We start from the raw sequence: 15,846 nt of genomic DNA, 5'->3' as shown, positions 1-15,846 counted from the left end.
CGAGATCGTCCAGAGAGGACTCCGCCGTGAAGGCTCTGGTGCTGGCAGGCGGGACGGGAACCCGCCTGCGCCCTTTCAGCTACTCCATGCCAAAACAGCTCATCCCCATCGTCAACAGACCGGTTCTCGAACACGTCCTGGACAACCTCAGGGCCGTCGGCGTCACCGAGGCCGGGATCGTCGTCGGCGCCGGGGAACGGCAGATCCGCGAGGCGATCGGTGACGGCGGCGGGCTGGGGATGAGCGTGACCTACATCCCGCAGGACGAGCCGCTCGGCCTGGCGCACTGCGTCACGATCGCCAGGCCGTTCCTCGGGGAGGACGACTTCGTGATGTACCTCGGGGACAACATGCTGCCCGAGGGGGTCGCCGAGCCCGCGGCGCGCTTCACCGCGAACCGGCCCGCCGCACACGTGGTGGTACGCAAGGTCGCCGATCCGCAGTCGTTCGGAGTGGCCGAGTTCGGCCCCGACGGCAGGCTTGAGCGGGTGGTCGAGAAACCGCGAAGGCCCCGCAGCGACCTCGCCCTGATCGGCGTCTACTTCTTCACCGCCGCCGTCCACCGGGCCGTCGCCGCCATCCGGCCGAGCGCCAGGGGCGAGCTGGAGATCACCGACGCGATCCAGTGGCTGGTCGACGACGGGGCCGAGGTCACGGCCGCCGAGTACCCCGGTTACTGGCGGGACGTGGGCCGGGTCGAGGACGTCCTCGACTGCAACCGGCGGCTGCTCGGCGGCCTGCCCCCGCGTCTCGACGGCTCGATCGACGCGGCCAGCGGCGTCACCGGCCCGGTGGTCGTCGAGGCGGGCGCCCGTGTCGTACGGTCCCGCATCGAGGGCCCGGCGCTCATCGGCGGCGACAGCGTGGTCGAGGACAGCGAGATCGGCCCCGGCACGACCGTCGGCAGGGGGTGCGTGATCAGCGGCACCCGGCTGCGGGACTCGGTCGTGATGGACGGGGCCCGCCTGACAGGCGTGGCGGGGCTGCGTGACTCCGTCATCGGGCGCGGCACGGTCGTCGGGGGGCGTCCGCCGGACGGCGTGTTACGGCTCGTGGTCGGCGACGAGGCCAGAATCGAGACGGCGGCATGAGACTGCTGGTCACCGGCGGCGCCGGTTTCATCGGCTCACACTACGCGCGCACCGTTCTCGACGACGGCTACCCAGGCTTCCACGACGTCCGGGTCACCGTGCTCGACAAGCTCAGCTACGCCGGCAACATCGCGAACCTGCCGATCGGGCACCCCCGCCTCGAATTCGTGCACGGCGACGTCTGCGACCTGCCGCTGCTGCTCGACCTGCTGCCCGGGCACGACGCGGTCGTCCACTTCGCCGCCGAGACGCACGTCGACCGCTCCCTCAGGAACGCCGCCGAGTTCGCGCACGTCAACGTGGGCGGCACCCAGACGCTGCTGGAGGCCTGCCTCGCGGCCGGGGTCGAGCGGGTGGTGCACGTCTCGACGGACGAGGTGTACGGCTCCATCGAGGAGGGCTCCTGGCACGAGGAGTGCCCGCCGCTGCCCAACTCCCCCTACGCGGCCTCGAAGGCGGCGGCCGAACTGTTCGTCCGCTCCTACTGGCGCACCTACGGGCTCGACGTCTCGATCACCCGCTGCTCCAACAACTACGGCCCCCACCAGCACCCCGAGAAGATGATCCCGCTGTTCGTCACCAACCTGCTCGAAGGCGAGTCGCTGCCCCTGTACGGCGACGGCCTCAACGTCCGCGACTGGCTGCACGTCGACGACCACTGCCGGGGCGTCCAGCTCGTCCTGACCCGGGGGAACGCGGGTGAGGTCTACAACATCGGCGGCGGCAGCGAGCAGACCAACATCGCCGTCACCGAACGACTGATCGCGCTGCTCGGCGCCGACCGCTCGGTGATCCGTCCCGTGGCCGACCGCAAGGGGCACGACCGGCGCTACTCCCTCGACGACACCAAGATCCGTGAACGACTCGGCTACCGGCCCGCCGTACCGTTCGAGCGGGGGCTGGCCGAGACGGTCGCCTGGTACCGGGACAACCCCGGCTGGTGGGGGCCGGTCAAACACGCCCTGCGGACGGCGGCGGGGGTGGGGGCATGACGGCCGGGCTGTTCGACCTGCCGAGGCTGCGCGCCAGGGAGGACGCCGGACTGGCCGAACGGCTCGCGCGCTCGCTGGCGGAGACGACGGCGGGCTGGCAGCTGAGCACCGCGCAGGTCACGGACTGGCTGGCCGAACGCGCCCTGGCCCACCGCTTCGTCGTCGAACGCATCCCGTTCGCCAGACTCGACCAGTGGGACTTCGTCGAGGACGGCGCGAGGCTGGCCCACCACAGCGGCAAGTTCTTCACCGTCGAGGGGCTGCGTGTCACGGCCGACCAGGGGCCCGTCCTGAGCTGGGACCAGCCGATCATCAGACAGCCCGAGGTCGGCATCCTCGGCCTGCTGCTCAAGGAGTTCGACGGGGTTCCGCACCTGCTGATGCAGGCGAAGATGGAGCCGGGCAACCCCAACCTGCTGCAACTGTCGCCGACCGTCCAGGCCACCCGGAGCAACTACACCAAGGTGCACCGGGGCTCCGAGGTGCGTTACCTGGAGTACTTCGTCGATCCCACCAGGGGACGGGTCCTGGCCGACGTGCTCCAGTCGGAGCAGGGCTCGTGGTTCCACCAGAAGATCAACCGCAACATGATCGTCGAGGTGGACGAGGACGTCCCGATCGGCGACGACTTCCGCTGGCTGACGCTCGGGCAGATCGGGGAGCTGCTGCGCCGGGACAACGTCGTCAACATGGACGCCCGTACGGTCCTGGCCTGCGCGCCGATCGGCTCCGACGAGGCGGGCGCGCTGCACAGCGACACCGAGCTGCTGTCCTGGTTCACCGCGGAGCGGGCCAGGCGGGAGATGCGGGTGGAGCTGACGCCGCTGACCGAGGTGAACGACTGGCGGCGCGGCCCCTGGTCCATCGACCACGACGCGGGCCGTTACTTCAGCATCGTCGCGGTCTCCGTCGCGGCGGGCAACCGCGAGGTGACCCGCTGGACCCAGCCGCTGCTCGAACCGCACGGCCTGGCCGTCACGGCCTTCCTGACCAGGCGCATCGGCGGGGTCCCGCACGTCCTGGTGCACGCCAAGGCGGAGGCGGGACTGCGCGACACGATCGAGCTGGCCCCGACCGTCCAGTACACCCCGGAGAACTACGCCCACCTGAGCGGCGCCGACCGGCCGCCCTTCCTGGACCTGGTGCTGACCGCCAGGCCGGAGAGCGTCCGCTACCGGGCGATCCACTCGGAGGAGGGCGGCAGGTTCCTCAACGCGGAGGGCCGCTACCTGGTGGTGGACGTGGACGAGGCGGACGCGCCGCTCGACCCGCCGCCCGGCTTCCGCTGGGTCACCCCGGGGCAGCTGCGCTTCCTGGCGCGGCACCCGCACTACGTCAACGTCCAGGCGCGCTCCCTGCTCGCCTGCCTCAACACCGGCGCGGTCGGCTGGTGAGCCCGACAAGCCCGACAGGAAGGACGGAACGGATGGGAACGCGACCAGGCGCCGTGACGGTCATCGGCGCGGGCACGATCGGGCTGGGCTGGATCACGTTGTTCGCGGCGCACGGGCTGGACGTCACCGTCAACAGCAGGCGCCCCGACGCCCGGCGGGTCGTCGAGGAGGGGCTGCGGACCTTCGCGCCGACGCTGCCCGGCGGCGGGCGTGACCCGGAGGAGCTGCTGGCCGGGCTGCGTTTCGAACCCGACGTGGCGCGGGCGGTCTCCGGCGCCGACGTGGTGCAGGAGAACGCCCCGGAGGACCCGGCGCTGAAGCGGGAGCTGTTCGGGGTGATCGCGGGCGCGGCCCCGTCCGGGGCGCTGCTGCTGTCCTCGACCTCGACGCTGGTGCCCGACGACTTCGGCGAGCGGGTCCCGGACCAGGGCAGGCTGGTGGTCGGTCATCCCTTCAACCCGCCGCACGTGGTGCCGCTGGTCGAGGTGGTCGGCGGCACGCGCACCACCCCGGAGGCGATCGAGGAGACGATCGCCTTCTACCGCTCGGTCGGCAAGGTCCCGATCGCGCTGCGCAGGCCGGTGCCCCGGTTCGTGGCCAACCGGCTGCAGACGGCGCTGCTGCGGGAGAGCATCCACCTGGTCCGCGAGGGCGTGGTCACGATGGAGGAGCTGGACAGTGTCGTGGTCAACTCGATCGGCCTGCGGTGGGCGACGGTCGGGCCGTTCCAGGCCTTCCACCTGGGGGGCGGCGAGGGAGGTCTGCGCCGCTGGCTCGGGCACCTGGGCCGGGGACTTGAGGCGAGCTGGCGGGAACTCGGCAGTCCCGAGCTGACGGAGGAGACGATCGAGCTGCTGAGCTCGGAGGCGGAACGGGTCTACGGCGTGGGGAATTACCCGGAACTCTCCACGAAAAGGGACATTAGGCAGAATGCCATCCTTGATGCCCTTGCTCGTGTTGAATCCGGAAATATCCGGCAACTGAACGGGGCTCGCGGCACCGTGGCGGAGTCCGGATGAGCGGCCGACCATGTTTCTCAAGTGTCATTCGAGCGCCTCTTTCTAGCATTATGAGGACTTCTCGAAAGGAGTCCGCCAGATGAGAGAAGTTACGGCCCCACCGGATTTGTACGCGCGGATACAGCAGTTCCACGCCACCCAGATGCACGCGCTCGACGGTGGTGAATTCGACGCCTACGCCGAGACCTTCACCGAGGACGGCGAGTTCCGGCACACGCCGGGACGGCCCGCGGCCAGGACCCGCGCGGGCATCGCCGAGGAGCTGAAGGCCTTCCACCGGGAGCGCTTCGCCGGCGACCCCGTGCAGCGGCGCCACTGGTTCAACATGCTGCGCGTGGAACCGGGCTCCGGCGGCGAGATCCACGCCACCTTCTACGTGCTCGTCGTCGCGACCCGCCCCGGGGTCAGGCAGCCGGAGATCGCGCCGAGCTGCGTGGTCCACGACGTGCTGGTCGAGGACGCCGACGGCGGCCTGCTGGTCAGGTCCCGATGGGTCGAGCACGACTGGCAGCCGGAACCGGCCACCACGGTCGGCGCGGCGGCGGGCGGCCCAGTGAACGGCCCTGCGAACGGTGAGGTGTCGCGGTGAGCGTGCCGTACCTGGCCAGGACCAGGATCGACGGCGAGTGGACGCCGATCGAGTACTCCAGGGACTTCACGGTGACCGCTCCGGAACGGGTCGCGCCGGGAGAGGAGTTCACGGTCGTCTTCGCCAGCGCGCCGATCCTGGCCCTGCCCGCGTTCAACCGGACGCTGACCGACCTGCGGATCGCCTACCGGGTCTCCGGCCAGGCGGCCGTACTGGAGTGGGAGCTGCGCGGGGGCGACACCCCCGGCGGGCTGGAGTTCACCGCCGAGCGGCAGGACGACGACCTGGTGGTCGGCTTCGGCGGGACCATCGCGGGCGGGGTCGAGGTCGCGGTGCCCGACCTGGTCGTCACGGTGCGCGCGGAGGGGCCGGGCACGGTCACCACGTCGCCGGGGGGCTCCGGGTTCGACCGGCCCGCCTTCGGGTGGACGCGTGAGCACGCGGTCAACGGCCAGTGGGACCCCTTCCAGTGCTACGTCCCCGTTGACGCGCCGGTGGTCTTCACCACCACCCTGATCTCCTCCTGACCTCGTGTCTCTCCTACGCCGGGGACGGCTCACGCCGAAAAACCCGGAAAACCTCCTGGAAAACAATGGGTAACGAACGAAGGAAACACGCATGAACAAGTGGACCCTCCGTACCGCCGCCGCGGCCTGCCTCGCCGCCGTGGCCCTGACCGGCCTGACCGCCCCGGCCGAGGCCCGGCAGACCACGACGACGGGGGCGACGGGGACAGCGACGGGGGCCGTGCGGACCACCGCGACGGTGACGGTTCCGTACATCTCGCGGACCCGCATCGACGGCGTGTGGACCCCCATCGAGGGCTACACCCGCGACTACACCGTGACCGCCCCCGCGACGGTCGAGCCCGGCGGCGACTTCCGTGTCAGGTTCGACTCGGCGCCGATCTTCGCGGTGCCCGCGCACAACAAGACGCTGACCGACCTGCGGATCGCCTACCGGGTCTCCGGCGACGCCACCGTCCTGCGCTACCGCCTCGAAGGGGGCAGCAACCTCGGCGGCGCCCACTTCTGGGTCGAGCGGAACGGCTCCGACCTGGTCCTGCGCAGCAACGGCACCTTCCAGGGCGGGGTCGAGTTCGACGTGCCCGACCTGGTGGTCAAGGTCCGGGCGGGTGCCACGGGCACGGTCACGACCTCGCCCGGCGGTTCCAGCTTCGCCGACCCGGCCTTCTACTGGTACCGCGAGCAGACCGTCAGCGGTCAGTGGGACCCGTTCGAGAACTACGTGGACCCGGCGAGCCCCGTGACCTTCACCACGACCACCATCGGGTGATCCGACATGCCGGAAGCCACCCCCGCCTCCCTGTCCCCTGACGCCGTCAGGGAGACCGCCGCCGTGGCCGCCAAGCGTGCCGCGGAGGCCGAGGCGAACAGACAGCTCACCCCCGACGTGGTCGAGGCGATCGTCCACGCGGGCTTCGTCAGGCACTTCGTGCCCGCCGGGTACGGCGGCGCGGCGGGAGGCTTCGCCGAGTTGCTGTCCGCCGTGACACAGGTGGGGGAGGGCTGTGCGTCCGCCGCCTGGTTCGCGTCCCTGACGGCGGGCACCGGCAGACTGGCCGCCTACCTCCCCGAGGAGGGGCGGCGGGAGGTCTGGGCCGAGGGCCCCCACGCCGTGATCGTGGGGGGCCTCGTCCAGGCCGGTACGGCCGAGCGGGTCTCCGGCGGCTGGCGGGTACGCGGCCAGTGGCCGTACGTCAGCGGGATCGCCCACTCGGACTGGGCGCTGCTGTGCGCGAGAACGGAGCGGGGGGCCAGGTTCTTCGCGGTCCCCCGCGCCGCGTACGGCGTCGCCGACACCTGGTTCAACAGCGGCATGCGGGCGACCGGGAGCAACACCCTGATCCTCGACGAGACCGAGGTCCCCGAGGCCCGTTCGGTCGCGCTCGACGACCTGCTCGCCGGTGAGGCCCCCGACGCGCGGGCCGTCTGCCACCGGGTGCCGATGAAGGCGGGCAACGGGCTCACCCTGACCGCCCCGCTGCTCGGCGCCGCGCGCGGCGCGCTGCGGCGCTGGTCGGAGCTGGTGCGCGACAAGCTGCTCGCGCCCGCCGGGGCGATCTCCGGTGGGGTCGGCAGGGGCTCCTACGAGCTGACCCTGGCCCGCGCGGACGGCGAGGTGGACGCGGCGGCCCTGCTGCTGCGGCGGGTCGCCGAGGTCGCCGACCAGGCGCCCGTCGACGCCCTGCTCACCGCGCGCAACGGGCGTGACTGCGCGCTGGCGGCCGACCTGCTCGCGACCGCCGCCGACCGGCTGCTGCGCAGTTCGGGGAGCAGGGGCCAGTCGGAGAGCGAGCCGCTGCAACGGCACTGGCGCGACGTGACCACCGGCGCGGGTCACGCCGGGCTGCAGCTGCCCGCCGTGGCGGGCGCGTTCGTGAGCCGGTCCGCCCTGCCGTCGGCGGGGTGACCGGCCACAGGAACGACCACAGAAAGGGGAACGTCTCATGGTCGCGCCTGAGCTGGTCGAGGTGGCCGAGGGCGTCCACGCCTACCTCCAGCCGGACGGGGGCTGGTGCCTCAACAACGCCGGAGTGATCACCACGCCCGACGGGGCCGTGGTCGTGGACACCGCGGCCACCGAACGCCGGGCCCTGGCGCTGCGGGACGCCGTCGACGGGGTCGCCGGGGGAGAGCGCAGGCTCGTGGTCAACACCCATTTCCACGGCGACCACGTCTTCGGCAACGCGGTCTTCGGCCCCGAGGCGACCGTGGTGAGCCACGCGGGCACGCGCGAGGAGATCGCCGAGACCGGGCTCGCGCTGACCGGGCTGTGGCCCGACGTGGAGTGGGGGGACGTCGGGGTCGTGCCGCCCGGCGTCACCTACACCGACCGGCTGACGGTGCACGCGGGCGGCAGGCGGATCGAACTCATCTCGGCGGGTCCCGCGCACACCCGGCACGACACCGTGGTCTGGCTGCCGGAGGAACGCGTCCTGTTCGCCGGGGACATCGTCATGCCGGGCTGTACGCCGTTCGTGATGATGGGGACGGTCAGCGGGACGCTGGCCACCCTGGACCTGCTGCGGGAGCTGCGCCCCGAGGTCGTCGTCGGCGGCCACGGCCCCGTCGCCGGGCCGCACGCCTTCGACGAGACCGAGGCCTACCTGCGCTGGCTGCTGCGGGTCGCGGCCGACGGGGCACGGCGCGGGCTTGACGCCCTCGGCACGGCCCGCGAGTGCTCCCTCGGCGAGTACGGCGGGCTGCTCGACCCCGAGCGGCTCGTGGGCAACCTGCACCGGGCACTGCTCGAACTCGGCGAACCGGGCGGTGAGCCGGGCCTGCCGCTGGACGTGCCCGCCGTGTTCGGGGAGATCGTCGAGTTCAACGGCGGCCTGCCCGCCTGTCACGCCTGACCAAACCCTCGACAGAAACCGGGGACGTGCGCATGAGAGTTCTCTTCGTGGCGGGCCACACGGCCGGGGCCTGCTATCCACTCGTCCCGCTGGCCCAGGCCGTACGGCTCGGCGGGCACGAGGTCTTCGTCGCGGGTCACGAGGACGTCCTTCCCGTCGTCGCCGCCGCGGGCCTGCCCGGGGTCGCGATCTCGTCGAGGACGCTGTCCGACTTCCTCGTGGACCGCGGGGGGCGGACCGTCGAGCTTCCCGAGCCGGGACACGAACACGACCTGGCCGTGGGCCGGGTGTTCGGCCGCTTCGCCGCCGACGGCCTGGACGGGCTGCTGGCCCTGGTGCGGGACTGGCGTCCCGACCGGGTGGTCGGGGTCGCCACGGCCTACGCGGCGCCGCTGGCCGCGCACGACGGCGGTGTGCCGTACGTCCGGTTCGCGACCGATCTGGCGGAGCCGGTCGTCCACATGCTGGCGGCCGTCGCCGAGCTGGGACCGGAGCTGGAGAAACTCGGCCTGTACGAGCTTCCCGCGCCGTGGCGCTCGGTCAGCGTGGCGCCGCCCAGCCTGCGTGCCCCCGACGCGGCCCCCGCCCTGCCGCTGCGGCACATCCCCTACGAGACGCAGAGCGCCCTGCCGCCGTGGGTCCACCCGGGACAGGACAGGCCGCGTGTCCTGGTGCACGACCACGGTGAGACGCGGCCGGACCTGCTGGAGGGGCTGCGGGAGCTGGAGGCCGAGATCGTGGTGACCGGCCAGGAGGAGGGGCCGGTGCCGCCCGGCGTGCGCGCAGGCCGGGTCCCGCTCGGCGTCGCCGTACGGCCCGGGGACGTCGTGGTCCACCGGGGGCGCCCGGACGTTGTCCTGACCTGCCTGGCGCGGGCGGCGGCGCAGGTCCTGCTGCCCGGCGACCCCGGCCTCGACGAGCACGCCGGCAGGCTGGCGCGTCTCGGGGCGGCCAGGCAGGTCGGAGAGTCGGCGGTCCCGGGGGCTCCGGTGGAGACGGGGGAGGTCGTCGCGGCCTGCCGGGAGGTGCTGGCCGATCCCGCCTACGGGCAGGCGGCGCACCGGCTGCGCGCCGAGATCCACGAGATGCCGCTGCCCGCCGACCTCGTTCCCCTGCTGACCGAGGAGGTCGTGGCGTGAGAGTTCTGTTCGTGGCCGGGGGGACGTCCGGGGTGATCTTCTCGATCATCCCGCTGGCCCAGGCGGCGCGTAACGCCGGGCACGAGGTGGTGATGGCGGCCCCGGAGAACGTGGTGCCGACCATCACCTCGGCCGGGCTGACGGCCGTCGCGGTCACCTCGCGCAAAATGCTGGACACCCTGCTGTACGACGACGGCGAGCGCCGTCCGATCCCGACCGACCTGCACGAGCGCTACATCTTCAACGGGCGCTGCTTCGGGCGCTACGCCGGCTGGTGCCTTGAGGGGCTGCTCGACTTCGCCGACCGCTGGCGCCCCGACGTGGTGGTCGGGGGCACGCTGGTCTTCGCCGCGCCGCTGGTCGCCCGCCACGCGGGCGTGCCGTACGTCAAGCAGGCGGTCGACATGGGCGAGCCCCGCACGATCGACCTGGCCGCCGCCGCGGAGCTGGGGCCCTGGCTGAAGCGGCTCGGCTTCCACGAGATGCCGCGTTCCGATCTGTTCGTCGACATCTGCCCGCCCAGCCTCAGGGAGGCGGACGCGCCGCCCGCCCAGATCATGAGATACATCCCCTACTCCACCAAGGGCCGCGTCGAGTCCTGGATGTACACCAAGGGGGACAGGCCCCGGGTGCTGGTCTCCGCGGGCAGCCGGGTCACCCCGGACCGCGACTTCGAGATCCTCAGCGGCCTGGTCGCCAAGGTGGGCGCGCTGGACGTGGAGCTGCTGGTCGCGGCGCCCGCCGACGTGGCGGAGGCGCTGCGGCCCCTGCCGGACAACGTCAGGGCCGGCTGGCTGCCGCTGGACGTGGTGGCCCCGACCTGCGACCTGGTGGTCAGCCACGCCGGAGGCACCACGGTCCTGGGGAACATGCACTACGGAGTGCCCCAGCTGCTCATCCCCTACCTGCCCTACGCGCTCGGCTTCACCAGAAGGCTCACCGACTACGGCGCCGCCAGGATGCTGCCTCCCGAGGACGACTCCCCGGAGAACGTGGCCGAGGCCTGCCGGGAGGTGCTGGGCACCCCCTCCTACCGGCAGCGCGCCCGCGACGTCGCCCACGAGATGTCCCTGCTTCCCGGCCCCTCCCAGGCGCTGGCCGCCGTCGAGCGGCTGGTCCACACCTCCCGATAGGAGTCCCGATGACACAGACACCCCTGCACCTGGCCCTGGTCGTGGGAAGCGTGCGTGAGGGCCGTTTCGGGCCGACCGTGGCGAGCTGGTTCGCCGAGCAGGTCGCCCAGTACGGGCGGTTCACCACGGACGTCGTCGATCTGGCGGAGCTGCCGTTGCCGGTCGTGCTGCCCGCCTTCGGGAGCGACCCGGCCCCCGAGGTCGCGGCCGTCGCGGCCCGGCTCTCCGGGCGGCTCGCCGCCGCCGACGCCTTCGTCGTGGTCACCCCCGAGTACAACCACAGCCTGCCCGCCTCGCTGAAGAACGCGCTGGACTGGAGCGACGCCGAGTGGCGGGCCAAGCCGGTCGCGCTGGTCTCCTACGGCGGGCGTTCGGGGGGCATACGGGCGGCCGAGCACACCCGGCAGATCCTGGCCGCCCTTGAGGCGGTCACGGTGCGCGAGGTGCTCACCTTCCAGTTCCCCAGGGAGGTCTTCGGCGAGGACGGCAGGCCCAAGGACCCCGAGGGCTACGCCTCGACGGCCAAGGAGATCCTGCGGGAGCTCGAATGGCTGGCGAGCACCCTGCGTGAGGGACGCGGACGGCGGCCCCATGCCGGCTGAGGGGACGATGCTCGCCGTCCGCGTCCACGAGTACGGCCCGCCCGAGGTGCTGCGCCCCGAGGAGGTCCCGGTGCCGAGGCCGGGACCCGGGCAGGTGCTGGTCGAGGTCGAGGCCGTCAGCGTGGGGTTCGCGCAGACCCAGATGCGGCGTGACCTCTTCCCCGCCCCGATGTGGCGGCCGACGTTCCCCATCGTGCTCGGCGGCGACGTCGTCGGCGTGGTCGTCGAGACCGGCCCCGGCGTCGAGGACGTACGGCCCGGCGACCGGGTGGGCGCCTACACGCTGCACGGCGCCTACGCCGAGTACGCGGTGCTCGACGCCGCCTCGCTCGTGTCGGTGCCGGAGGACCTGGACGCCGTGCGGGCGACCGTACTGCCCGGCTCGGGGCCGATCGCGATGGGCACGCTCGGCGTGGCCGACCTGCGGCCGGGGGAGCGGGTGCTGGTCCACGCGGCCTCCGGCGGCATCGGTCACCTGGCCGTGCAGTTGGCCGTACTGGCGGGGGCGGGGCAGGTGATCGCGACGGCGGGTTCGGCGGCCAAGCGCGACTTCGTCCGGGATCTGGGCGCCGACCTGGTCGTGGACTACGGCGAGGACGACTGGGCGGAGCGGGTGCGGGAGGCGACGGGCGGCGCCGGGGTGGACGTCGTCCTCGACAGCGTCGGGGGGCAGGTGCTCCGGCAGGGGATCGGTCTGCTGGCGCCGTTCGGACGACTGGTGTTCTACGGGTCATCGCACGGTGGATTGGATATTCCTCACATATCGCCCATGGAGTTGATAGGGATTAAATATGTGACGGGATTTGCCCTTTCCGCCTGGCGGGCCGCCCGTCCCGATCGTTATCGGACGGACCACAAATTGCTGGTGGACCATCTCAGGGACGGCAGCGTCAAAGATGTCGTCCACGCCGTCCTCCCTCTCCGGCAGGTGGCCAGGGCACACGAGATCATCGAGGGCCGTCGCCATATCGGGAGGGTCGTCCTAAGGGTTGGCCGAAACGCCGACAATCACTTCCCGGCTTGACCTCTAGCGTGCTTGAGGTTGCAGCATCGAAGGCGTCGAAACCCGTTTTCCGAGTTCGCCGCGCACTGGCCGCGGGACGGGAGGATTCCCCATGTCTACCGATAACCAGACCAGGACCGTCGAGGTCTACGCCGACGTGTTGTGCCCGTGGAGCTACATCGGCAAAAGGCGTCTTGAGACGGCCCTGGCCGGGACGGAGGGCAGGGAGCGGCTTGAGATCGTCTGGCGCAGCTACGAGCTGTCGCCGGAGGAGGGCCGTACTCCCGGCAGGACGGCGGCCGAGGCGATGGGCGACTGGTGGGGCGAGCAGGGCAGCGCCAGGGTCGAGCTGATCCACACCCTCGGCCGGGCGGAGGGCGTGGCCATCGACCTCACCCTCGCCAGGCCCGTCAACACCTTCGACGCCCACCGGCTGCGTCACCTGGCCGCCGACCACGGCCTGGCCGACCAGGTGATGGAGCGGCTGCTGCGCGCCTACCTCTGCGAGGGCGGCAACGTCAGCGACCCCGAGGTCCTGGAGCGCGTCGGCGTCGAGGCCGGTCTCGACGCCGGGCAGGTCCGCGCGCTGCTCGACGGCGACGCCTACGCCAAGGACGTCCGCGCCGACGAGCGCAGGGCGAAGGAGCGGGGCGTCAACGGCGTGCCGATGCTCATCATCGACGGCAGGCCGCCCGTCAGCGGCATCCAGCCTCCCGCCGACCTGACCCGCCTGCTCCAGGACGCGCTGCGCCCGGCGCCCGTCGCGGGCGACTGACGGGTTCGACACCTCACCGACACGACAGCACGAGAGGAATCACACCCGCATGGACATCGGTATCGGGCTTCCCGGGCACGCCCCCTGGACACAGGGCCGGGCCCTGGTCGACTGGGCGCGCCGGGCGGAGGAACGCGGCTTCTCCACGCTCTCCGTCAGCGACCGCCTGGTCTGGACGACGCCCGAACCCCTGATCACGCTGGCCGCCGCGGCCGGGGCCACCTCCCGCATCCGGCTGCTCACCAGCGTGCTGCTGGCGCCGCTGCGGGCCAACCACGCGCTGTTCGCCAAGGCCGTGACCACCCTCGACCAGCTCGCCGGTCCCGGCAGGCTCCAGCTCGGCCTCGCCCCCGGGCTGCGGGACGACGACTTCACCGAGGGCGGCGTCGACTACGCCACCCGGGGACGGCAGTTCGACCGGCTGCTCGACCGGCTGGCCGGGGTCTCCCGGGGAGAGGACCCGGTCGGCCCCCGCGCCGCGACGGACGGCGGGATCCCGCTGCTGTTCGGCGGGCACTCGGAGGCGGCCCTGCGGCGCATCGCCACCCGGGGCACCGGGTGGATCGCCGGCGACGCGACGGTCGAGGGGGTGCGGGAGTTCACCCCCGGCCTGGCCAAGGCCTGGGCGGACGCGGGCAGGCCGGGCGCCCCGAGGGTGGTCGCGACCGTGATGTTCGCCCTGGGACCGGACGCCCGCCGGGCGGTCTCGGCCGCCATCGAGCCCTACTACGCCTTCGCCGGCGAGGAGTACGCCTCCTACGGCGCCTCGGCGGCGCTCACCACGCCCGAGCAGATCACGACGGCGGTCGCCGGGTTCGCCGAGATCGGCGTCGACGAGCTGATCTTCGCGGGCAACGACCCCGACCCCGCCCAGGTCGACCTGCTGGCCGACACGATCGGGCTGTGAACCCGGGGGCGTGAGGACCGCCCCCATCCCACGCGGACCGTCGCGGCGCGGCGGCCTTCCGGACGAACTCGACGAAGGGATCAACCGATGGTCGCCGCTGCACCGGCGCGCGCAACCACGCGCGACTGGCTCGGCCTGGCGGTGCTGGCACTGCCGACGGTCGTGATCGCGATCAGCATGACCGTGCTGAACCTGGCCGTGCCCAAACTGAGCGCCGACCTGCGGCCCGACAGCACGCAGCTGCTGTGGATCATCGACGTCTACGGGTTCGTGATCTCCGGATTCCTGATCACGATGGGCAACGTGGGCGACCGCATCGGCCGCCGCAGGCTGCTCATCTGGGGGGCGGGCGCGTTCGGCCTGTCCAGCGCGTTCGCCGCCCTCGCCCCGAACGCCGAGCTGCTGATCCTGGCGCGGGCGCTGATGGGCGTCACCGCGGCGACCCTGATGCCCTCGACGATGTCGCTGATCCGCACCATCTTCGAGGACCCGCGTCAGCGCGCGGTCGCGGTCAGTGTCTGGATCTCTAGCTTCACCGCGGGCGCCGTGCTCGGCCCGGTCGTCGGCGGGGCGCTGCTGGAACGGTTCTGGTGGGGGTCGGTGTTCCTGCTGGCCGTACCGGTGGCCGTGCTGCTGGTCGTGCTCGGCCCGATCCTGCTGCCCGAGCAGCGCGACCCGGAGCCGGGACCGCTGGACTTCCTCAGCGCCGGGCTGCTGCTGGCGACCGTGCTGGCCGTGGTCTACGGGCTCAAGCGGATCGCCGCGGCCGGGGTGAGCCTGCCCGCCGTGGCCGTCACGGTCGCCGGGGTGGCCGTCGGCGTGGTCTTCGTCCGGCGGCAGCGGGTGCTGCGCGACCCGCTGCTGGACACCAGGCTGTTCGCCAACCGGGCCTTCACCGCCTCGCTGGGCACGACCGCCCTGGCCATCGCGGCCTCCGCCGGCATGCAGTTCTTCATCAGCCAGTACCTGCAGACGGTGCTCGGGCTGTCGCCGCTGCGGGCGGGCCTGGTGGTCGTGCCCAGCGCGGTGGCGAGCATCACCGGCACCATGCTCGCCCCGGTGCTCGCCCGCCGGATCCCCAGGGCCTACCTCATGGCGTTCGGGCTGGCCCTCTCGGCCCTGGGCATGGGGGTGCTGACACAGGTCAGCGCGGACGCCGGGGTCGGGATCGTGGTCGCGGCCACCGTGATGACCTCGCTGGGGTTCGGGCCGACGCTCGCGCTGGGCAGCGACCTGGTGCTCGGCTCGGTCCCCGTACGGCAGGCGGGGGCGGCCTCGGCGATCTCGGAGACCGGCTCCGACCTGGGTCTCGCCCTGGGCATCGCGGCCATCGGCAGCGCCGGGATGGCCGTCTACCGGGGAGAGGTGGCCGGGAACCTGCCCCGGGGCCTGCCCCCGCAGGCCGTCGCCGCGGCCCACGACACGGTGGGGGCGGCCTTCTCCGCCGCGGCGCGGCTGCCCGGTGAGCTGGGCGAGAGCCTGCGCCTGGCCGCGGGGCAGGCGTTCACCCACGGGCTGCGGCTCGCGGCGGGCATCGGCATGGTCACCGTCTTCGGGCTCGCGGTCGCGGTGGTCCTGCTGCTGCGCGGTGTACGGCCCGCGGACGCCCATGGGTCAGAGCAGTCGGATAAATCGGAGAAGCCCGAATTAGTAGAACATCGCGCCGAAGCGCCTGACATGTCATGAAAAGAAGGCTACATTTCCTACCAGGAAGATATGTAATATGGACGGCCGGCCCCGGGCCGGTTCCTGGCACGCACTACCCGTAAAGGTGCTGACGGAGTGTACTTGACCGGCAGATTCGCGCCTCCCGCGTTGCTGCT

The 15,846-nt window shown here is 72.3% G+C and carries 16 protein-coding genes; all 16 read left to right on the top strand.

Annotated elements, in window-relative coordinates; all coding sequences use genetic code 11:
- Positions 1–26 precede the first annotated feature (26 nt).
- The 16 genes from ABT340_RS07830 (at position 27) to ABT340_RS07755 (ending at position 15,709) form a co-directional block, all read left to right on the top strand.
- Positions 27–1,091, top strand: coding sequence for a glucose-1-phosphate thymidylyltransferase (locus tag ABT340_RS07830; RefSeq protein ID WP_352009901.1), 1,065 nt, complete (start codon positions 27–29; stop codon positions 1,089–1,091).
- Positions 1,088–2,083, top strand: a complete 996-nt coding sequence (rfbB, locus tag ABT340_RS07825) for a dTDP-glucose 4,6-dehydratase (RefSeq protein ID WP_352009900.1) — start codon at positions 1,088–1,090, stop codon at positions 2,081–2,083. Before ABT340_RS07830 ends, rfbB begins: the two co-directional genes overlap by 4 nt.
- Positions 2,080–3,477: an NDP-hexose 2,3-dehydratase family protein gene (locus tag ABT340_RS07820; protein WP_352009899.1), complete on the top strand. Its 1,398-nt coding sequence runs from the start codon at positions 2,080–2,082 to the stop codon at positions 3,475–3,477. Before rfbB ends, ABT340_RS07820 begins: the two co-directional genes overlap by 4 nt.
- 32 nt (positions 3,478–3,509) lie before the next feature.
- Positions 3,510–4,496 (top strand): 3-hydroxyacyl-CoA dehydrogenase NAD-binding domain-containing protein, encoded by a 987-nt coding sequence (locus ABT340_RS07815; protein WP_352009898.1) that lies wholly within the window; start codon positions 3,510–3,512, stop codon positions 4,494–4,496.
- 79 nt (positions 4,497–4,575) lie between these two features.
- On the top strand, positions 4,576–5,085 hold the full coding sequence (locus tag ABT340_RS07810; protein WP_352009897.1) for a nuclear transport factor 2 family protein: 510 nt from the start codon (positions 4,576–4,578) through the stop codon (positions 5,083–5,085).
- A complete protein-coding gene (locus ABT340_RS07805) occupies positions 5,082–5,612 on the top strand; it encodes a hypothetical protein (protein ID WP_352009896.1) in 531 nt (176 codons plus the stop codon). Before ABT340_RS07810 ends, ABT340_RS07805 begins: the two co-directional genes overlap by 4 nt.
- Before the next feature lie 91 nt (positions 5,613–5,703).
- The gene (locus ABT340_RS07800) at positions 5,704–6,381 is read left to right on the top strand and encodes a hypothetical protein (protein WP_352009895.1); all 678 of its coding nucleotides are present in this window, start codon (positions 5,704–5,706) and stop codon (positions 6,379–6,381) included.
- Between the two features lie 6 nt (positions 6,382–6,387).
- Positions 6,388–7,518, top strand: coding sequence for an acyl-CoA dehydrogenase family protein (locus ABT340_RS07795; protein ID WP_352009894.1), 1,131 nt, complete (start codon positions 6,388–6,390; stop codon positions 7,516–7,518).
- A gap of 37 nt (positions 7,519–7,555) precedes the next feature.
- The gene (locus ABT340_RS07790; protein ID WP_352009893.1) at positions 7,556–8,464 is read left to right on the top strand and encodes an MBL fold metallo-hydrolase; all 909 of its coding nucleotides are present in this window, start codon (positions 7,556–7,558) and stop codon (positions 8,462–8,464) included.
- Positions 8,465–8,496: 32 nt separating this feature from the next.
- Entirely contained in the window at positions 8,497–9,603 is a 1,107-nt protein-coding gene (locus ABT340_RS07785; RefSeq protein ID WP_352009892.1) for a nucleotide disphospho-sugar-binding domain-containing protein, read from the top strand.
- Entirely contained in the window at positions 9,600–10,736 is a 1,137-nt protein-coding gene (locus ABT340_RS07780; protein WP_352009891.1) for a nucleotide disphospho-sugar-binding domain-containing protein, read from the top strand. Before ABT340_RS07785 ends, ABT340_RS07780 begins: the two co-directional genes overlap by 4 nt.
- Before the next feature lie 8 nt (positions 10,737–10,744).
- A complete protein-coding gene (locus ABT340_RS07775) occupies positions 10,745–11,338 on the top strand; it encodes an NADPH-dependent FMN reductase (RefSeq protein WP_352009890.1) in 594 nt (197 codons plus the stop codon).
- On the top strand, positions 11,328–12,362 hold the full coding sequence (locus ABT340_RS07770) for a quinone oxidoreductase family protein (RefSeq protein WP_352009889.1): 1,035 nt from the start codon (positions 11,328–11,330) through the stop codon (positions 12,360–12,362). The genes ABT340_RS07775 and ABT340_RS07770 overlap by 11 nt, the downstream gene beginning before the upstream one ends.
- A gap of 91 nt (positions 12,363–12,453) precedes the next feature.
- Positions 12,454–13,116, top strand: a complete 663-nt coding sequence (locus tag ABT340_RS07765) for a DsbA family oxidoreductase (RefSeq protein WP_352009888.1) — start codon at positions 12,454–12,456, stop codon at positions 13,114–13,116.
- Between the two features lie 49 nt (positions 13,117–13,165).
- Positions 13,166–14,023, top strand: coding sequence for an LLM class flavin-dependent oxidoreductase (locus tag ABT340_RS07760; protein WP_352009887.1), 858 nt, complete (start codon positions 13,166–13,168; stop codon positions 14,021–14,023).
- An 87-nt stretch (positions 14,024–14,110) separates the two neighbouring features.
- A complete protein-coding gene (locus ABT340_RS07755) occupies positions 14,111–15,709 on the top strand; it encodes an MFS transporter (RefSeq protein ID WP_352009886.1) in 1,599 nt (532 codons plus the stop codon).
- Positions 15,710–15,846: the final 137 nt, after the last annotated feature.

The sequence above is a fragment of the Streptosporangium sp. NPDC000239 genome (genome assembly GCF_040300765.1).
Lineage (GTDB): Bacteria > Actinomycetota > Actinomycetes > Streptosporangiales > Streptosporangiaceae > Streptosporangium.
The sequence above is the reverse complement of the archived record's forward strand: the minus strand, read 5'-3'. Positions and strand labels throughout refer to the sequence as shown.

Excerpts from the sequence above, each read along its gene's own strand:
- rfbB (WP_352009900.1), top strand. The coding sequence starts at position 1,088 with ATGAGACTGCTGGTCACCGGCGGCGCCGGTTTCATCGGCTCACACTAC.
- ABT340_RS07820 (WP_352009899.1), top strand. The coding sequence starts at position 2,080 with ATGACGGCCGGGCTGTTCGACCTGCCGAGGCTGCGCGCCAGGGAGGAC.
- ABT340_RS07815 (WP_352009898.1), top strand. The coding sequence starts at position 3,510 with ATGGGAACGCGACCAGGCGCCGTGACGGTCATCGGCGCGGGCACGATC.
- ABT340_RS07810 (WP_352009897.1), top strand. The coding sequence starts at position 4,576 with ATGAGAGAAGTTACGGCCCCACCGGATTTGTACGCGCGGATACAGCAG.
- ABT340_RS07800 (WP_352009895.1), top strand. The coding sequence starts at position 5,704 with ATGAACAAGTGGACCCTCCGTACCGCCGCCGCGGCCTGCCTCGCCGCC.
- ABT340_RS07795 (WP_352009894.1), top strand. The coding sequence starts at position 6,388 with ATGCCGGAAGCCACCCCCGCCTCCCTGTCCCCTGACGCCGTCAGGGAG.
- ABT340_RS07790 (WP_352009893.1), top strand. The coding sequence starts at position 7,556 with ATGGTCGCGCCTGAGCTGGTCGAGGTGGCCGAGGGCGTCCACGCCTAC.
- ABT340_RS07785 (WP_352009892.1), top strand. The coding sequence starts at position 8,497 with ATGAGAGTTCTCTTCGTGGCGGGCCACACGGCCGGGGCCTGCTATCCA.
- ABT340_RS07775 (WP_352009890.1), top strand. The coding sequence starts at position 10,745 with ATGACACAGACACCCCTGCACCTGGCCCTGGTCGTGGGAAGCGTGCGT.
- ABT340_RS07770 (WP_352009889.1), top strand. The coding sequence starts at position 11,328 with ATGCCGGCTGAGGGGACGATGCTCGCCGTCCGCGTCCACGAGTACGGC.
- ABT340_RS07765 (WP_352009888.1), top strand. The coding sequence starts at position 12,454 with ATGTCTACCGATAACCAGACCAGGACCGTCGAGGTCTACGCCGACGTG.
- ABT340_RS07760 (WP_352009887.1), top strand. The coding sequence starts at position 13,166 with ATGGACATCGGTATCGGGCTTCCCGGGCACGCCCCCTGGACACAGGGC.
- ABT340_RS07755 (WP_352009886.1), top strand. The coding sequence starts at position 14,111 with ATGGTCGCCGCTGCACCGGCGCGCGCAACCACGCGCGACTGGCTCGGC.